This window comes from Rossellomorea sp. NRS-1567 (assembly GCF_050467885.1).
In the GTDB taxonomy this organism is placed as follows: Bacteria; Bacillota; Bacilli; order Bacillales; family Bacillaceae_B; genus Rossellomorea; species Rossellomorea aquimaris_C.
This window is the reverse complement of record NZ_JBITPL010000013.1, coordinates 87,571-102,242: the sequence shown is the minus strand read 5'-3', so window position 1 is coordinate 102,242 and position 14,672 is coordinate 87,571. Positions and strand designations below refer to the sequence as shown.

General features: G+C 40.6%; 11 protein-coding genes. 3 read left to right on the top strand and 8 right to left on the bottom strand.

Annotated features, from left to right (window positions below; genetic code table 11):
- Positions 1-302: 302 nt before the first annotated feature.
- The gene (locus ACIFOD_RS07945) at positions 303-437 is read left to right on the top strand and encodes a hypothetical protein (protein WP_430314177.1); all 135 of its coding nucleotides are present in this window, start codon (positions 303-305) and stop codon (positions 435-437) included.
- Between the two features lie 11 nt (positions 438-448).
- On the opposite strand, the gene ACIFOD_RS07940 is transcribed toward ACIFOD_RS07945, so the two are convergent.
- The 8 genes from ACIFOD_RS07940 to ACIFOD_RS07905 all read right to left on the bottom strand — a co-directional run bounded on the left by ACIFOD_RS07940 (position 449) and on the right by ACIFOD_RS07905 (position 11,234).
- On the bottom strand, positions 449-2,428 hold the full coding sequence (locus ACIFOD_RS07940; protein WP_430314176.1) for an LTA synthase family protein: 1,980 nt from the start codon (positions 2,426-2,428) through the stop codon (positions 449-451).
- A 422-nt stretch (positions 2,429-2,850) separates the two neighbouring features.
- Entirely contained in the window at positions 2,851-3,858 is a 1,008-nt protein-coding gene (locus tag ACIFOD_RS07935; RefSeq protein ID WP_430314175.1) for an ABC transporter permease, read from the bottom strand.
- Position 3,859: 1 nt separating this feature from the next.
- On the bottom strand, positions 3,860-4,735 hold the full coding sequence (locus tag ACIFOD_RS07930; protein WP_430314174.1) for an ABC transporter permease subunit: 876 nt from the start codon (positions 4,733-4,735) through the stop codon (positions 3,860-3,862).
- 201 nt (positions 4,736-4,936) lie between these two features.
- On the bottom strand, positions 4,937-6,427 hold the full coding sequence (locus ACIFOD_RS07925; RefSeq protein WP_430314173.1) for a C40 family peptidase: 1,491 nt from the start codon (positions 6,425-6,427) through the stop codon (positions 4,937-4,939).
- A 151-nt stretch (positions 6,428-6,578) separates the two neighbouring features.
- Positions 6,579-7,964 (bottom strand): Mur ligase family protein, encoded by a 1,386-nt coding sequence (locus ACIFOD_RS07920; protein WP_430314172.1) that lies wholly within the window; start codon positions 7,962-7,964, stop codon positions 6,579-6,581.
- Between the two features lie 21 nt (positions 7,965-7,985).
- A complete protein-coding gene (locus ACIFOD_RS07915; protein WP_430314171.1) occupies positions 7,986-9,404 on the bottom strand; it encodes a Mur ligase family protein in 1,419 nt (472 codons plus the stop codon).
- A gap of 21 nt (positions 9,405-9,425) precedes the next feature.
- Positions 9,426-10,820, bottom strand: a complete 1,395-nt coding sequence (locus ACIFOD_RS07910; protein WP_430314170.1) for a UDP-N-acetylmuramoyl-tripeptide--D-alanyl-D-alanine ligase — start codon at positions 10,818-10,820, stop codon at positions 9,426-9,428.
- 18 nt (positions 10,821-10,838) lie between these two features.
- Entirely contained in the window at positions 10,839-11,234 is a 396-nt protein-coding gene (locus ACIFOD_RS07905; RefSeq protein ID WP_430314169.1) for an N-acetyltransferase family protein, read from the bottom strand.
- A gap of 272 nt (positions 11,235-11,506) precedes the next feature.
- Here ACIFOD_RS07905 and ACIFOD_RS07900 point away from each other — a divergent pair, with 272 nt between their 5' ends.
- A complete protein-coding gene (locus tag ACIFOD_RS07900) occupies positions 11,507-13,510 on the top strand; it encodes a DUF2817 domain-containing protein (protein ID WP_430314168.1) in 2,004 nt (667 codons plus the stop codon).
- 109 nt (positions 13,511-13,619) lie between these two features.
- Positions 13,620-14,663: a YheC/YheD family protein gene (locus ACIFOD_RS07895; protein WP_430314167.1), complete on the top strand. Its 1,044-nt coding sequence runs from the start codon at positions 13,620-13,622 to the stop codon at positions 14,661-14,663.
- The last annotated feature ends 9 nt before the right edge of the window (positions 14,664-14,672 follow it).

Here is a 14,672-nt window from a genome sequence, read left to right as displayed (position 1 = left end):
CAGGATGCTCGCTTTCCGCGGGGCTGGCGGTGAGCCTCCTCGGCTGCGCCTCCGGGGTCTCACCTGTCCAGCTATTCCCGCAGGAGTCGAGCATCCTTCCGCTCCAATCAACTTTCTGAGCATGAATCCTTAATGGAAAACAATTAAAACTAGAATTTTTGCAAACAATCTCATTTAAGGTAAGTAGAGATTAATTTTAACTTTTAAGGAAGAAGAAATATTTTTTCTTGTTACATTGTTTTCTTGCACACCTTGAAGCTCTGTCATGAAAATCCTGTTAAAGATGATGAGGAGGAAATTTCGTGACAGAGCTTAAAGATTACAAAACAACGGTCCATGTTTTTCTCTGTGTAAATAGCAACAATGTTTACGAAAGAGTAAACAACAAAAAAAAGCAAACTCCCTCTCACCGAAATCGGTGGAGGGAGCTTGCTTAAAATTACTTATTTTATTCGTGATTTTCTTCATGGGAAGCTTCAGGGTCTTCTGAGCTTTTTGGATTTGGATTATTATACTGATAATCCGAGCGATCTATCGGTTTGTATCCTTCAGGTTTATAGAAGCGAAGTAGATCTTCATAAACCACTTTATCGGAAAGCTCCAGACGTTTGTTCGCTTCCTTACTTGCTTCTTCGCATGCTTTGCTTTCTTCTTCTTCAGGTTGACCTGTTTCGTTATCGTAGCAGACTCCCTTTATTTCAGAGTACTTATCTGTAATGACATCACCATTACGGAAAGGTACGATTTGCTTGCGCTCTTCAGAAAGCAGGTCCTGACCGAAGCTTAAATAATCTTTTGTCTCTTCTCCAAGAAGGTGCATAATCGTAGGGCGAAGGTCAATCTGTCCACCATACGTATGGTTAACTCCACCTTCTGCACCAGAGTTTAGAATCAACAATGGTACTCGTTGCAGCTGAGCACTTTCATAGTTACCCACTTCTTTACCTAATACCTCGGACATCGCCTTATTATGGTTATCCGAAATTCCATAGTGATCACCATAAAGTACGATCATCGTATCTTCATATAGACCTTTTTCTTTTAAATCATTCACAAAGTCTTCCAATACCTGATCCATGTAATGAGACGTTTGGAAATATCGATCCACTACACCGTTACCTGTTTCACCCTGAGGGAAATTAGCATCTTCCTCATGACGGTCAAACGGGAAGTGATTGGATAGCGTAATGAATTTTGTGTAGAACGGTTGTTTTAAGCTTTCCAGCATCGGAATTGAATCTTCAAAGAATGGCTTATCCTTTAATCCATAAGGAAGCTGTTCTTCTGGATTACTCATATCATAATACGTTGCATCGAAAAATTTGTCATACCCCATTGAACGGTACATCTCAGAACGGTTCCAGAATGTTTTGTAGTTACCGTGGAATACCGCTGACGTATATCCTTTTCCCTTTAGAATCGAAGGGGCTGATTGATACGTATTGTTGGCATGCGTCATGAATACAGCACCTTGAGGAAGAGGGAATAATGAGTTTTCAATAATAAACTCAGAATCAGATGTTTTCCCCTGACCTGTTTGATGGAAGAAGTTATCAAAGTACATCGCTTCTTTACTATCCACTAGAGAGTTCAAGAATGGTGTAACTTCCTCTCCATTTAACTCTCTGCCAATCATGAATGTTTGCAGTGATTCCATAGAGATGTAGATAACGTTTTTCCCTTTTGCTTTACCAAAGTATTCAGGATTTGGATCTACTTTATTGGCTTTTACGTAATTTTCAACTTCTGAAACTTCATTGCTGTCGGCCATAGCACGCTTAGCAGACGTTTTTGAGTTTTGAACAATGTCATAAATCGTAAAGTTGTGCGTTCCAAGATACTTCACCAGATAGTTACGGTCAAAACTACGAGTCAATAATTCAGGACGATCGATGTTCGCTAAACCTAAGTTCAATAAGAACACAAGGACTGCAGATGTCATGACCGCAAATACTGAACGGAAGCGTAATTTTTCCTGGGGCTTCACTTTCTTAAGAACCATTAATCCAATGATGATGAATAGATCTAAGAAATATAAAATATCGATCGGGCTGATTAATTCAAGTGCACTGCCACCGAGACCGTTATTCGTTTTCGCCTGTAAGATGACAGGTACTGTAATAAAGTCATTAAAGAATCGATAGTACACGACGTTCGCATAAAGAACGAAGGACATTAACAAGTTAATAACGATAAACGCAATATATCGCCCTCTGCCTTTCCAGAATAATGCGAAGGCAAAGAATAATAGTGCTGAACTTAAAGGGTTAAAAAATAAAAGAAAATGCTGGAGCGCATTTTGTATTCCCAGGTTAAATTCAGCTAAATATACGGCATAAGTCTTAATCCAAAATAGTATAACGACTGTAAAGAAGAACGATAACTTCCCAGTACGCGTATCTTCAAACTGTCTTTTTAAGAAGTTCATGCTTCATCACCTTTTTAAATTGTATTTATTTAAAACATGTATGACTGAAGGTTTATTAAGAATTTGTTTAGCAAATGTAAATTCATTTGAATCAACAACGAGTATTATAACAAAAAATAATTTCATGTGTATAACATTTTGTTGTGATTCGTAACAAAAATATTTCATGGGAATTCGACATTCCGTAAGAAAAGGGGACGAAAGCTTGGGCTGGCAAAGCTTTGCCCTTTTTGAACGATTCGTGAACGACCCAGACTTTCCCAATCATGTGGATATATATACTAGAAATGTTAATAGTGTTTTTAGATTGTTTACTCAGTGTAAACTTATTCCCCGAATTCCCCTTACACAAACCTATTGATAAGATGAAATTTTTACCACATTCTTTTATTTTCTTCCTATACTATTATGCACAATCCCCTCTACATTTTTACCTTTTCAAAGTCAGCCTGCACCGGTGGGTCTTTTCTTTCATTAAAGGGACGATAAGCCGATTTGAATTTCTTTTTATAATACGAGTGGCCGCTCGTTGTCTGGACATAGCCCTCGATCATCAATGAAACTGATAGCATGGTGGCAGAAAAGAAAAGAATCGGTGTCAGTGGAACCCACGGTGCTCCTTGGAGATATCGGAAGGAGTCCCCGATCAGTCCCGACCATTCATAGGTGATGGATCTTGGAGGGTCATTCACCATTTGATAGTCCACATCGGTTCCCCCGAGGAACAGGGTCAGTAATCCTAAATGAATAAAGATGATCAGGGTCTGCATGAATTGCTGTCCAAATACGATTACAAGCTTTTCTTTCATTCCGGGTAAAATATGTTTGAAAATGATCCGCCATTTTCCCGCTCCAAGTATTTTCGCACTCATGATGAATTCCTGTTTGTAGAGCATAGAGACTTCGTTGCCAAACAGAGCTGACAATACGGGAACAATAAGGAAGGTCAAAATCAATATTTCAATGATGAAGCGTTCAACAATCGAATTAGGAAACCCTCCAAACGGTTCCCAAAGAATCGGTTCCAACAAAAAATAGGCTAGTATCGTTAAGGGGATGTAATGGAAGGAATCGATCCAGCCATTGATGTATTTCTTATACTTCATCAGGAATGTCCCGAGAATGAATCCGATCGGGAGCGCTAAAAATACACGTAAAAAGGCAATCACTATCGCGGTTAGTATCGTGTACTTGGCCCCGATGATGATTTTACCGAGCATATCAAGTCCCAGGGGATCGGTTCCAAGTGGAAATAGCCATTTCGGTGAAATCGGGGAGGATTCCACGACAACACCTTCAACACTAATGAAATACAATCTTCTTACTTCATTCCCCCACACCAGCGAATACATAAAACTGGACATGAGCATGAGGGCTATAAACGTAAATCCGATAAGAAATAATGGATTCTTCCACACACTTTTCTTCATATTAGATTTCCTCCCCCTTATTCGCTTTTTTAGAGAGAACGATTTCTCCCACTGTATAGAAGACAAACAAAGGAATGAAAATGCAAAGTACCGCAATGGTAAACATTTTCGGCTGCAGCGTCGACTTTAAGAAGCGGGTTATTCCGGCTATATTGAATAGCAGTTCCAGCACAAATAAATTAGAGAGCATAAACCAGATGGTCTTTTTTGATTGAAAGAACACGGAGATAACCGCATTCCTTAAAATATGAAAGGTCAAAATCACCAGTTTCCCGAGTCCAATGGATCGTGCCAATGTGACATAGTCTTTTCTTTCTTCGGTCTCAAATGAAAGAATGGACATCCGAAACAGCTGAACAGTCGGCAGAATCGCCAAAACCAGAACCGGCAGAAGAAAGGCACGTTCCATATCAACTGAAGCAATTTCGAAAAACAATATCCCCGTATGCTTATATAGAGTGAGTACAAGTAATTGAGCACTCAGGATAACCAGTACATCCGGAACAGATTCGAATAAATAAAACATGAACTTGATTCGATTTCGGTTTTTTTGAGAAAACAACATGGTGAGGATCGTGAGGAGAATACTTAAGAAGCCGGCCAGAAGAAAGGCAGAAAACAGCACGAGTAACGAGTAGGTGATCGGCTCCCATAAATAAGGAAACAAGTCGCGTTCCTTTTGGCCACCGATGATGACATATGTTAAATCCCCCGGGTGAAGCAGGGCAAATACGATTTCTTTAATGGACTGCCAATACGCCTGCAACCTCAATTCGCGATGGCCGATGCCTGAAAGGAGAACGGGAAGTCCGCCTATAAAAATAATGCCTATGATTGATAAGAAGAACTTAAGTAAAATACCGCCAATACCCCTCAATGATTTGTCCTCCAGTTGAATTAATTATTTTTAATAGTATCATATAACACTAGTGATTATACATATTTTTCCTGTATTTCAAAAACTCTTTTCCTAAGTCTCCAAACCAAAAAAAATGACCGAAATCCCCTAAGGGACTCCGGTCATTTTAGACTTAGACTCTAGAAAAGCTCATTGAACGCAAACGTTTCGAAGCTTTCACTATTGAATGATCCTGCGTGCTGTTACGTAATTTTCTTGATACCAGCTTCTATTCAGGTCTCGCTTAACTACCCCCACGCTCTTGCCGGCAGACATGATTACTTCATTGTTGCCTACGTAAATCGCGGTGTTAACAATCTTTCCATTACTTGAAGAATTCGAGAAGAACACTAAGTCGCCTTCCTTCAATTGGGATTTGCTAACGTTTTGGCCTTTAGTTGCTTGACCTGCTGCCGTTTTATCCTGAAGATCGATTCCGTTCTGTTTAAATACATAATAAGCAAGTCCCGCACTGTTGAAGCTCATTGTACGTTCATCATAAGAATATCCATACTGAGCCTTATCTATTACATTTTCTGCCAGGCTTGATACTTCAGCGCCTTTATTTTGGACAGGAGCTGGCTTGGCTTCAGTGTTCTCTGGTTTTTCTTCAGGTGCTGCTGGTTGAACATCCGTCTCTGGTTCAGGTTTTTCCTGAGGGGCAGAAGGTGCTTGTCCATCAGGCTGAGCTTCCACTGAAGGTGCTTCAGTTTCTGTCGATTCAGTATTATCTTCTGAATTAGCTGCTTTCACATCAATCACCCGGCGCGCTGTAACATAATGTTCGTCGTAGTAGCCGTTAAGAATAACGCTCTTCTTGATTCCTGATTGAGAACCGGCAGCGTGGACGATTTGATCATTTCCTGCATAAACACCTGTATGAACGATCTTTCCGTTACTAGAATTGTTTGAAAGGAACACAAGGTCACCTTTTTGAAGGTCTTGACGTTTAACCGGTTCACCCAGTTTTGATTGTTCACTGGCTGTTTTTGATTTAAGGTCGATTCCTACTTGCTTAAACGAATAATAAGTCAGTCCTGCACCATTGAAGGTCAAGGTTTCTTCATTATAAGGCGTACCATAGGAAGCTTTTCCAATTAATCCTTCCGCAATATCAACTACCTTTTCCCCAGTTGATGAAGTTGCTTGATCAAACATAAAGGAAGGAAGTACACGGCGTGCTGTTTTATAGTTTTTCTGATAATATTCTTTTCCGTCCAGGTCTGAGATAAGAATATCATTCTCTTCGTCTGCCATATGAATGATCTTGTTATCGCCAATATAAATTCCATTATGAGTCACAGGATCATTATCATTCGGATTTGAGTCAAAGAAAACAATGTCTCCCTTTTGAAGCTGATCCTTTGGTACATACTCACCTAATTGAGCCTGTACGTTTGTATCCCTTGTTGCAAGGTCGATACCGTTCTGTTTGAAGGCATAGTAAATGAATCCACTGCAACCAAATTGATGTGGGGGATTATAAACATATCTTTCGTATGTCGCTTTACCTATTAAATTCTTCGCAGTTGATATAATATTATCAGCTTTCTGCTCTACCTCAGCTTGTTGGGGAGCTGTCGCTGCATTCGCTTGCTGCACAAGTGGAATGGACACAGAGCTGAACGTCAAAGCAACTGTGCAAACCGCTGTTGTCATTAATTTCTTCATGTTTCTACCTCCTGTGAATAAAGTGAAATTTTCTAATAATTATCCACAGAAAGTATAACATTGATTTTCACCCGAAATTGGATGTAATAATTGCCAAGGATGCGGTGTCATACATGCAGGGGTAAGTGCATAGGACTTTATTCCCGCCCGTTTATTCTTTCATTTTAAAAGACCTTGCAAGCCCTATTAATTCTGTATCCATCATAGAACCCTTAACCAAAAGAACGGTTTTTTCATCTAGCAGACTTTCGACATACCCCTTTACAAGGGCGGCGGAAGCGGTAGTATACACTTTTCCTTTAAATCCATACTTTTTAGCTTGATTTGCTATATGCTTTGTATTTTCCCCGACTGCAATTAAGATATCGATTTTTGTAGATGCAATTAATTTTCCCAAATCATGATAAACTTTCCTTACATGACTCCCTAAATAGGCAATATCGCCTAATAATAAAGCATTTGTTTTATTATTTCCCAGAGTTTCCAGTACTTCAATGGCTGAAGCGACTGATGTTGGATTTGAACTCCACGTATCATCGATAATCGTAGAGGCATTGATGCCCTCTTCCACCTGGAGATGCCGTTCCAGATTTTCAAACGTCCTCATTCTTATAACAGCCTTCGAAAGGTTCATGCCGATTTTATGGGCTGCTGCAAGAGCAAACAGAGCATTGTAAATCTGATGCTCACCAAAGCCCGGTAAATACGTTCTGTAAGTCTTCTCTTTATGATGCAAGGTAAATGACATTCCGTTTTTATTGTAAACAATATCACTTGCCCTATAGTCAGCACTTTCACTTGTTCCACAATAAATGATATCCCCGGTGAAACCTGTGAGAGATATTTTTTTTGTGTTTTCATCCTCGCTGTTTAATATAAGAGTGCCATCGTTCCTGACACCTGATACGATCTCGGATTTTGCTTTAATATATCCGTCTAACGTCTTGCACTTATCCAGATGATCGACACCGATCGTCGTAATGATCCCTATCGTGGGCTGAAACACCTTGCAATGATAGTGAAGATTGCCCGGACCGTTCAGACCCGTTTCAAACACGGCAGCATCTGTATTTTCATCGATCCCCATGAGATATTGGAAAGATTTCCTGGTGGCATTTCTGCTTCTGATGGTAGATTGAATGGAATGTGTGGGGGATAGGAGGTGGGAAAGCATTTCTTTGGTGGTGGTTTTTCCACATGTACCTGTAACTGCGACGATCGGCAGTTCAAATAAATGCCGGTAATATCGGGTAAAGGCCCAGAAAGCGTCATCTGCATTTTGGACCCTTATGATTCCGGCAGCTTCTATCTCCTTCAATTCCCCATCGCTTTTATCAGTTACGATGACATAAGGCGAATATCTTTTCACCTTATCAATGTGAAAGGCTTTGCGTCTTTTTAGAAAAATTAACGTATGTTTCTCTTTTATTCTGTGTAAGTGTGAAACCATTGCATCCTTCACGATGAAATTTTCATCCCCGTATACGAGCTTTCCATTCATCACACCGATTAATTCTTTCAGTGGCAGAGATTTCATTCTCTCACTCCTGTCCTAATGTTATCGTTCATCATGCTGATTCCTTTCCATGTCATCTTTCTTGAGAAAATGTTCTTTGAGGCTCATCAGGTCATTATCTGTATTTGAACACTTAAACAAACATAAACTATCTGGTGATAATAATGAGATGACCTTTTGATAGACGTCTTTAATATTTAAATATGGGTATACTTGGATGAACAAGTTTTTTTCTGCTACTCTTTCAGCGACTCTTTTAGCGTTATGTCCATAGGTTATCAGAACATCTATGTCTTGCCTCGAGATCATCTCACCCACTTCTAAATGAGTGTTTGCCGTGTGATCTCCCAACCGCCCGATATCTCCGATCAATACAATCTTTTTCCTGTCATCCGCAATGGATTGCAGAACTTTCAATGCTTCTTTTAATGCTCCGGGAGTTAAACTCCATGAATCATCAATGATAGTAGAATCCTTGATCCCCTGCTTCACTTGTAAGTGTTTCTCCAGTACATTAAACGATTGCAATGCGTTGATGGCATCGGTGATATCCACACCCACATCCAGTACAGCCCCGATCGCTGCCATTGCATTATATGCCTGATGCTCACCGTGACAAGGCAGAATCACGGAATATTGTTTGTATTCATAGGTCATCGTGAAATTGGTTTGACTTGAATCCACTTTAATATTAGTAGCTCTCAAATCTGCCCCAGCAGACTTCCCAAAGGTAACCAGCTTCCCCTTATAGTCTTTTAATGGAAGTGTTGCTATATGTTCATCGTCTCCATTTACCAGTAAAGTCCCTTTATTCTTTAAACCTTCAATGATTTCTCCCTTTGCCAAAACATAATTTTCCAATGTTTTACATTTATCCAAATGAAAGATTCCTATGTTCGTGATGATCCCGATGGTAGGCTGGAAAATATCACAATGATATCGAAGGTTACCGGGAGCACCCAAGCCTGTTTCGAAGACACCAACGTCTGTATCCTCATCAATTCCCATAAGGTATTCGAAGGATTTCCTTGGCGCATTTCTGCTTCTTATAGTGGACTGAACGGAATACTGTTTTTTTAAAATATGAACAATCATGTCCTTTGTCGTTGTTTTACCATCCGTTCCAGTAATGGCTATAACGGGAATGCTGAATAATCTTCTATAATATTCAGCAAACGCAAGGATGGCCTTTCTGATATTTTCAACCTCAATCACCGCAAAAGCTTGCTGATATTTCTCCCTGCTATCCCTGGCATCACTAATGATGACAAAGGGTTCCAGATGTTTTATTTTTTCATAGTTGAATGGCTTCCTTCTATCTAAAAAGATCATCGTATGGCTCTGTATGATGGAATGTAGATGATAAATGATCGCATCTTTCACCTCTATATCCTTTGACCCATGAACCAGTCGTCCTCCCACCACCTCTATTACTTCCTTCAGCTGTAAACGTTTCACCATTCACCCCTCCCTTTTCCATTCTTACTCAGATTCCATCAAGCGTTTTCTTAATCTCATCAAGGGTCTACTGCCGGCCCGGCACTTCACCAGCAGGTATGTGTGTTCATCCAGATGATTCAATATCGTTTTTTCCATCCCTTGTACACTGGTAAAAGGATATACGATGATATCTTTACTCTCCCTTGCTGCCTGCTCCGCTATAAACTTCGCTTTCTTTCCATACGTGATCAGGACATCAATTCCACATTCCACCACGTATTGCCCGATTTGCTTGTGTACATCCTTTGATTCTTCTCCAAGCCTCTCGATATTTCCGAGAAGAGCCATCCGTTTCTTACCTTTTCCTATTATAGAAAGTGTTTTAATGGCTTCCCTTAAAGAGGTAGGGTTGACGTTCCAAGTATCATCGATGATGGTTGAACCGTTCCGTCCTTTCTGCAGTTCAAAATGTCTCTCTATATTTTGAAAGCTGCTCAACCTTCTGATCCCCGTTTCAATGTCTTCCCCCAGTTCCATCGCGGCTCGTAAAGCAGCCAATCCATTGTAGACGTGATGCTCCCCGATTTCAGGGATAAAAGCAGGATATTCTTTCCCCTTTGCTTGTAGGGTGAAACGAGTTCCTTCCTCACTGATGGATATAGAGGTTCCCCTGAAGTCGGAATGCTTATGGATACTGAAATAATGAACGGTTCCTTTATACTCCTCCAAGCTGATTTTAGAAATGTTCGGATCATCAGCATTTAAGAGTAGCGTGCCTTTATTCTTCAGTCCTTCAAGCATTTCCGCTTTAGCTGCAAGGTATCCTTCAAAGGTCTTACAACGATCAAGATGGTAACTTCCGATGTTGGTAATGATCCCTATATCCGGTTGATAAACCTTACAGTGATAGCGTAGGTCACCGGGTCCGCCCAAGCCTGTTTCGAATATCCCGACGTCTGTGCTTTCATTTATCTTCATCAGGTATTCAAAAGACCTGTGAGGTGCGTTATCATTCCATTCTGTTGAAATGACAGAATGATTCTCCTCCATAATTTTGGTGAGCATCTCCCGGGTCGTTGTTTTTCCGCATGTCCCTGTTATGGCAACAATCGGGAGTGAGCATATCTTCCGGTAGTAACGTACAAACTCCATAAAAGCCTCTCTTACATTTCCTACTTGAATGATGGTCAACCCCTCATCTCCGTTTACAGCCTCTTGTTCATGATCCGTAATCACGGCACATGGAGCATTTCTGATCATTCTCTTCCATTTTTTCTCACTGATCGCCTTCCTTTTATCCATGAAGACCAGTGTATGACTCTTCTTTAACTTATGCTGATGGAATATAATCGCATCATGGATGTCCATATTTTCAGGACCGCTTATCAGCCTTCCCTTCAATAGCCTTCTGATCTCCGTTAATTTCAGCGTAATCATTTCGTTCCTCCTGCTCTTCTAGTGATCTACATACATCAAAACATCTGTATATTTCCTTGATCTGCTTTCTATTTTCTTAAATCCGTAAGATAAGAAGCACTCTAAAGACATCTTCGTACAGGAAGCTTTAATCTTTCTCACATTGAAATTCTTCACATAGTCCAATCTCTTTTCAAAAAGTTTTCGGTAGATGCCTTTACGTCTGTATTCCCCCCTTACATAATCACTCTTAAATACCGCTTTTCCCTGCTTCTCTCTTATATAACAAGAAACAAAACCAGCCATTTCTCCGTCCACTTTTGCACAAAACCATACAGAGCCCGGTACGTCATGAACCCTCATTCCATCTTTCCCGGCAAGTAGAATGAGAGGCTCGAGCTCCTTGAATGTGGATGTCACAATCGATATATTCATGGGATACACCTCTCTTAAACTGATAAACCACTTCTATGTATTAATGTATGTACAAGTCTTCACCGAGGAAACGGCTAAAGGCTATTTATATAAGGCTGTTACCACAAGATTGCCGGCCCTGGTGATTGCCAATAAATCGGCTGAGTCGTCTAGCGGCTGAGGTTTCCAACCTCAGCCGTCAGTGAAAATGAATCATTTTGTCCTAAAGGGACACTTGTCCATAGCAGAATTAGCTTCTCTTGAATTAACTATAGAAAGGAGGCTATGACTACATGGGAAGTACTATACTTTCTTATAGAAAACTAGAAGCATTAATAGAGATGAAAACGAAACAATGTCCATTCTTTTCCCTCTCCTCAATTGGCAAGTCCATCGAAGGGCGGGACATTTGGTGTGTTACTATTCAAAAGCCAGCCCTTTCCGGAACAAAAATAGTCCAAACAAGGATTAGTTCTTTAAGGTCACGAAAGAAAACTCCAATCGTCATTACCGCTTCCATTCATGGACATGAAGCCACCGGTTCGACAGCTTTACTGCGTTTTTTGAATAAGATTCAAAAAGATGGCGAAAGCATGGAATGGCTGGATGATTTGATTGTATTTTGTGTCATTTGCTGTAATCCCGACGGATATGTGTATAAGACACGCTATAATGCAGAGGGCTTTGATATAAACAGGGATTTCATTACACAATCACAGCCTGAAACAGAGAGCATCGTCAATCTGATTGTGAAGGAAAAGCCTGCAGTCGTTTTGGACTTGCATGGGTATGTATGGAAAAAACCCTCTCACATTGGACTGATCGAACCCTGTACCCCACCTCACAATCCAGCTTATGAATATGATTTATATCTGAAGTGGGCCCTTCCCCTTGCTCAGTGCATGGAATCCTATCTAGTTGCAGAAAAAGAAACGTTTTCTTCTAAGCGATTTAAGTCGATAAAAGGGACATACATCCCATATCGTGATGGAAAAGGTGGCTGGGATGACTATAGCCCATATTGCTGTTCGATGTATTCCATGCTCCATGGGGCGATCGGGATTACCATTGAATCACCGAGCCGTTCAGAGGATGGCATCACCTGGATTCTTTTAGCTCTTTCAGCTGCTCTTACCCATATTTCCAAGCACAGAGAGGAACTGAACAACAATCAAGCTGCCTTTTTCCAGCGTGGAATCAAGAATGTTCATCCCACTCACTCAACGGGCGATTTTCCCCAATACTACGTACTGACAGAAAAGAACGAACATCATTCAGGTCTCAGGAAACTAACGCGACATCTCCAGAAGAATGGAATAAAGCTATACTCCTCTACGAAAGATTTCACGTATGATGGACATTCATTTCCAGCAGGCACCACTATCGTTCCAATGAATCAAGCAAGAGCTAATGTAGCTTACTGTTTCCTCACGAAAGGGGAAGATCTCTCGTCAGGATCTGAAAGAATTTCTGAATTTTGTGCCTGGAGTCTTCCATTAAGCTGGGGGGTCAACTGTCATCCTGTATTTGAAAAGCTAGATGCAGGGATGAAACACTTCAAATATTTTGAAAAAGACTCTAAACCTGAAGAAACAAGAGCAGGTGCACCTGTTTCCGTAGGCATTCTTATAGATGATGGCCTTTTTCATAAAAAGGCTCATTCAGGGCTGAAGCTTGCCCTGCAGCAAATGAATATCCCGTTCCAGGAATTAAGAGCGAAGGATTTAGCTTCAGAAAAAGCATTATCCTCTGTGAATGTTCTTATTTACAACGGGTATGAGCACTTATTTTATCCTCCATCAAACATAAGAAGCCTTTACCGCGATTTCGTACTCGATTCCCCCGCTCAACAGGAAGCCTGCCGGAATAACCTTCATGCCTTTGTAAAAAAGGGTGGAAAAGTGATCGGAATAGGGGCTGGTGCCTCTAAGGCCTTAACCTCTATTCTTGAGCTGAGTGAAGCTGAGGTTCATTCAGGCGGCTGGAATAAAAATGCATTATTGCAGATTCACTATAAGAACCATCCCATAACCAAGGGATATCCCGCTGAAGATACCGGTTTTGTATACCGACCAGCCTGGTTTACGAATACCGGCAATATGAAGGTGGTCGCACTATTCAAGAATGATACTGATTCGTTACTTGCAGGCTACTGGCCTGACTATGATCAAGCACAAGGAAAGGCTGCCATCATCGCAAGCCTTTCGGGAAATGTCATTCTCTTTGGGTTGGAGATTTGTTTCAGGGGACACACAAGTTATCTCTATAGACTTTTATGGAATGCCATTTATTCATGAGTTGAAAGGTGTAAAAAAGGCGATATACCTAATCACAAGTGTCGTTCCCTCAAAGGGACGACCATCATTTACTAGTAAGGAAGAAAATATTTTAAAGGAGGTTAGTCAATTGATTCGAATTGGAATGCTGCACCACCGAAAGCATCCTGATAGTGTTATTAAATCATACGCTTATGCAGCTGTTGCCAAGGCAGAAGGAACGCAGATGGTCTATTTTTCTCCAGGGGGAGTAGATTTTATAACGAAAACCATTTCCGGATTTGAATATAAAGACGGAAAGTGGGTGGAAGGAACCTTTCCGTTTCCTGATGTTATCTATAACACAGGAAGCCCTGAAAAGCTTGCTAAATCCAATGACGTTATTCAGAAACTGAAGAAGACTATTCCATTTACCACCCATTCGATCGGCAACAAAATGGCGGTTTATAAACGACTGAAGGAAGCTGGAGAGTTCACACAATATTTGATTCCCTCAGAGGTAGTAAGAGGGACGAATCACTTCTTTTCTTTTTTGGAAGCTTATCGGAAGATTGTCTTTAAACCTGTTAACGGGCGTAAAGGTATATCTATTATTTACATTGAACGTGTCGGAAATGATTTTAGAGTGTTACTGAACACGGACGATCATCTTTATTCCTATGATGAATTAAAAGTATTTGTTTCAGATCTTATTCAAGAAGAGGAATTTCTCGTCCAGCCTTATATCAATTGCCGGACAAAAGATGGAAGCGTATTTGACTTTCGGCTTCACGTTCAAAAAGACGGTGATGGAAAATGGGTCATTACCTCTATCTATCCGAGAATCGGCGCACCGGGAACGATTGTCTCAAACATTAACAACGGAGGTTCGATGAATTATCTGGTTCCTTTTTTGAAGCAGGAGTTTGGAGATCATGATTACTTTAACATTAAGCGCTATTTAGAAAACTTTTCTTTGCTCCTTGCCCGGCATTTGGATGAATTGCAAAAGGAACGTTATTCAGAAAGTATTGATGAGCTTGGAATTGATGTTGCTTTGGATGACCTGGGGAAAATATGGATCTATGAAGTGAACTGGAGACCAGGATGTCCCCCGACCTTTTATCTTGAGATGGATGTTGTCAAAAACACCATACAATACTGCATCTATTTAGCCAAGGGAAAATCCAAGTAAATAATGAAA